Annotated in this window: 3 protein-coding genes; 2 read left to right on the top strand and 1 reads right to left on the bottom strand. The window is 65.3% G+C overall.

Features of this window, described 5'->3' with window-relative positions:
- The first annotated feature begins 108 nt into the window (after positions 1-108).
- Positions 109-1,461: a Xaa-Pro peptidase family protein gene (locus EN742_RS28030; RefSeq protein WP_126054111.1), complete on the top strand. Its 1,353-nt coding sequence runs from the start codon at positions 109-111 to the stop codon at positions 1,459-1,461.
- On the opposite strand, the gene EN742_RS28025 is transcribed toward EN742_RS28030, so the two are convergent.
- Positions 1,450-2,262, bottom strand: a complete 813-nt coding sequence (locus tag EN742_RS28025; protein ID WP_128333522.1) for a PhnD/SsuA/transferrin family substrate-binding protein — start codon at positions 2,260-2,262, stop codon at positions 1,450-1,452. The two genes, EN742_RS28030 and EN742_RS28025, sit on opposite strands and share 12 nt — an antisense overlap.
- A 143-nt stretch (positions 2,263-2,405) precedes the next feature.
- On the opposite strand from EN742_RS28025, the gene EN742_RS28020 reads away from it, so the two are divergent.
- Positions 2,406-3,491, top strand: coding sequence for a site-specific integrase (locus EN742_RS28020; protein WP_128333521.1), 1,086 nt, complete (start codon positions 2,406-2,408; stop codon positions 3,489-3,491).
- Positions 3,492-3,671: the final 180 nt, after the last annotated feature.

Raw genomic sequence — 3,671 nt, 5'->3', positions numbered from 1 at the left:
GGCAGGTTGCGGTACCTCAGTTGCTCGGCGGTACGCCCACGACCCGCCAGCTCACGATAACCAGACTCTACAAGATCACGGCGCAATAGCGGCACCAGGAGAGCCCGCATGGAGACGCAACGCTTCGGCCGCCATCGCAAGATCATGCCGTTCGAACCGGATGCGGCCGGCTCCGTCGAGGCGTTGCGCGAAGCCTCCCGCCAGAAGGCGGCCTCGCTCAACCAGCATGTGCTGGGCTACGGGGCGTTCGCCGAGGCCGAGTGGCAGGCGGCCGGCATTGCCGCTCCCGATCTTGCGGCCATACGCGAATACCGGCTCGGCAGAATACGTGCCGAGTTGAAGCGGCGCGACTACGCCGGCGCGCTGCTCTACGATCCCGTCAACATCCGCTACGCGACCGACTCGACCAACATGCAGCTGTGGGTCGCGCACAATCCGACGCGCCACTGTTTCGTTGCCACCGAGGGACCGGTGGTGCTATTCGATTATTTCTCCTGCGAGCACCTGTCCGATCATTCCGGGGTCGTCGACGAGGTGCGGCCGGCGGTGTCGTGGATGTATCTCTACAGCGGCGAGCTGACGTCATTGAAGGTCCGCCGCTGGGCCGCAGGCATCGCCGATCTGGTTGCGCAACATGGCGGCGGCAACCACCGCATCGCGGTCGACCACATCAATCCGGAGGGCGCCGAGGAGCTAGCCCGCCTCGGCGTCAGTATCGGAAATGGCGAGGCAGTGATGGAGAGCGCGCGGCTGATCAAATCGCCGGACGAGATCCTCGCCATGCGCCGCTCGATCGTCGCCTGCGAGGCGGCGATGGGCGAGATGGAACGGGCGCTGAAACCAGGCATTTCCGAAAACGAGCTCTGGGCGGAGCTCCATCGCGGCAACATCGCGCGCGGCGGCGAATGGATCGAGACCAGGCTGCTGTCTTCCGGTCCGCGCACCAATCCGTGGTTCCAGGAGTGCTCGTCGCGCGTCATCAAGGAAGGCGATCTCGTCGCCTTCGACACCGATCTGATCGGCCCGTATGGCTTCTGTGCCGACCTCTCGCGCACCTGGCTCTGCGGCGACGGAAAACCGTCGGACGAGCAGCGCGATCTCTTCCGCATCGCCGCCGACCAGATCGCCCACAACACCGAACTGATGCGGCCGGGCATTTCCTTCCGCGAGCTCGTCGAGCGCGCGACGGTCCCGCCCGGCGACTGCTTCCCGACCCGCTACGGCGTGCTCTACCACGGCGTCGGCCTGGCGGACGAATATCCGACGCTGCCGCACGCCAGCGACTGGACCGAGGATACGCCGGACGGCGTGCTCGAACCCGGCATGGTGCTGTGCGTCGAAAGCTATATCGGCCGCCTGGGCGGACGCGAGGGTGTCAAGATCGAGGAGCAGATCCTGATCACCGAGACCGGCAACCCGCAGCTCTCGCGCTATCCCCTCGACGAGCGGCTACTGGGCTGAATCAGCGATCGCTTCGCGTAACGCCGCTACCGTCTCTGGCGGCGTGGCGCGGGCGGTGATGAACGGCAGGCCTTTGCGCCGCTTGGTCCAGCCAACGACCTTCACTTCTCGCGCGGCCGGCTCGAAGCGTTTGGCCAGCGCCCAGCTCTCGCAGTCGATCGCCGCGACATCGGCACTGCCCTCGGCAATGGCGACGATCGAGGAGCGATGCCCGCCGCTCTCGATCTGCGAAGCAAAAATGTCGAGGCTTTCGCCCATCGCCTCCAGGTCGCGCGTCAGCCCGAGCAGTCCGGACATGGAATCCGGATTGTTGAAGGCGAAGCGTTTGCCACGGATGAGATCGAGCGGGATCGAGGCGCTGCCATCAGCCGGCGATGCTACGAACGGCCCGCCGTCCGCCGGCATGACGATGGCGCTGGAATAGAGCTCGCCCTGCCCGCCCTCGATGGCATCGTAGCTCGGCTGGCCGATCACCTGGACGTGGCTCGCGAGCCCCAGTTCCATCGGCCCCCAACAGGTCTGCCCGAACAGCAGCGCCGGATGCAGCCAGAGCCCGTGGAAATCGAGGTCGCTCGCCGGCAGCGTCGCCGGATCGGGCGCGATGACCTTGCCGGCTGCGTCGCGGATGCCGCCGGGCACCGGCGGCAGGTCGCCATTGCCGCGGACGAGTATCTCCGGCGCGTCGATGCCCTTCTGCCTGATGGCTTCACGCAGCCGCGCCCATTGCGCATCGACCTCGCCCCTCGCCTCGGGCCAGTCATACATCGGCAAGGCGGCAACAGATCGACCGCTGTAAACCATTGATTTTCCGCGCTCCCCTTGCAAAGCCCGTTGACCAGCGTTGCGCTACATGTTGCGCATCGTTGCGCATTCGACCATATCGCGGTGCATTCTCACCATGTAGGATCACAAAGTAATCCCGAAAGGAGCCTTGTGATACCGAAATGGGGACTATCGTTGAACGCCCGCGCGGCGACGGCACGACCGCCTTTATGGCAAAGATCATCCTCAAGCAAAAGGGCAAGGTGGCTCACCGCGAGAGCAAGACGTTCGATCGCCGGCCGGCCGCGAGCGCCTGGATCGACAAGCGCGAGAAAGAACTTGCCCAGCCCGGCGCGCTCGACCGCGTGAAGGTGGACGATCCGCCGCTGAAAGACGTGATCGCAACCTACATCGCCGACAGCTTGAAGGAAGCCGGCCGCACCAAGGGGCAAGTGCTCGCCTCGATCCAGGAGGACGAGATTGCGGACCTCCATTGCAGCGCGATCGGGAGCCCGCAGTTGGTCGACTTTGCCCGCCGCCTTGCCAGGACGCGCGAGGCGTCGACCGTGGGGAATTACCTATCGCACCTGTCCGAAGTCTTCACCGTGGCGCGGCCGGCCTGGGGATACCCGCTCGATACCAGGGCGATCGATGACGCCCGCATTGTCGCGAAGCGCCTGGGGCTCATCGGCCGATCGAAGGCCCGTGAGCGCCGGCCGACGATCGAGGAGCTTGAAACGCTCATGACCTTCTTTGCCGGTCGCAAGGCGACAGCGGCCCCGATGACGAAGCTTACGGCGTTCGCGATCTTTTCGACGCGGCGGCAGGAGGAGATTACCCGGATCACCTGGGCGGACCTGGACGAGGAGCACAGCCGCGTGTTGGTCCGCGACATGAAGAACCCGACCGAGAAGACCGGCAATGATGTCTGGTGCGATCTCCCGCCCGAGGCGTTGGCGATTATCCAGACCATGCCGCGCGGCAAGGGCGCGATCTTCCCCTACAAGCCCGACACGATCGGCCTCGCCTTCCGCGAAGCGTGCGCGCTCAAGGAGATCGAAGACCTCAGGTTTCACGACCTCAGGCACGAAGGCATCAGCCGGCTATTCGAACTTGGCTGGAATATCCCGCACGTCGCCGCCGTGTCCGGTCATCGGTCTTGGCAGAACCTAAAGCGGTACACGCACATCAGGCAGCGCGCCGACAAATACGCCGGCTGGAAATGGCACACGATCGTAGCGCCAGGAAAAGAGAAGGCCGAGGAGTGAAGCACTCCCCGGCCCGCGTCGATCTACCCAGGCGGCTTATACAGCAGCCGCAGCCGCCTTGTAAGCCGCCGCGCGGTCTTTGTGCTGGCGGGCCTTGATCACCAGGATCGTGACCACCACGGCCACGACCGCCGCGATCCCGGCGATCAGCCACCAGTTCGGTTCAGCGCCCACGGCAGC

It is taken from the genome of Mesorhizobium sp. M4A.F.Ca.ET.020.02.1.1 (genome assembly GCF_004022645.1).
Lineage (GTDB): Bacteria > Pseudomonadota > Alphaproteobacteria > Rhizobiales > Rhizobiaceae > Mesorhizobium.
The sequence above is the reverse complement of the archived record's forward strand: the minus strand, read 5'-3'. Positions and strand labels throughout refer to the sequence as shown.